1 pseudogene is annotated in these 487 nt (G+C 32.4%); it reads left to right on the top strand.

Features of this window, described 5'->3' with window-relative positions:
• Nucleotides 1-334 (top strand): annotated as a pseudogene (locus tag CQA53_RS11955) (hypothetical protein); the annotation flags it as partial.
• Between the last annotated feature and the right edge of the window lie 153 nt (nucleotides 335-487).

Genomic DNA, 487 nt, shown 5'->3' with positions numbered 1-487 from the left:
TGATGAGACAAATAAAGATGCTACTATAAATGCTAATAATACAGATGATAGAAACAAAGATTCCAATCAAGATTCTCCTTTCACAAATAAAGAGAATATCAACAAGCAAATCCTTGAAATGTATTTTAGCTATGGAGGGGATATGATAGGATTGCAAGAATCTTCAAGGCATTCTAATGATATAAACTTACATATCAAGACACAAGGATATAGTGATGGAGAGGAAGTGGAGATAGAATTAGAAACTTCTGCTAATGAAATAATTGTTACTCGTGCTATAATACAAAACAATCAAGCAATCATAAAAAATATAAAGATTAGGGAGGAAAGATAAGTGGCAATAACAATAAAGGCAACTTGTGGAGATAAATCTGTAAGTATAAAATGCAAAAGACCGAGTTGGGAGGATATGAACAAAGCATACAAAGAGATAAATGCTTTAAGTGTTCCTCAACGATATACTTTGGTTGGAGGGCAGCTGTTAGAA

This window comes from Helicobacter didelphidarum, from assembly GCF_003364195.1.
Taxonomy (GTDB): Bacteria; Campylobacterota; Campylobacteria; order Campylobacterales; family Helicobacteraceae; genus Helicobacter_A; species Helicobacter_A didelphidarum.
This window is presented reverse-complemented; position numbering and strand designations above follow the sequence as displayed.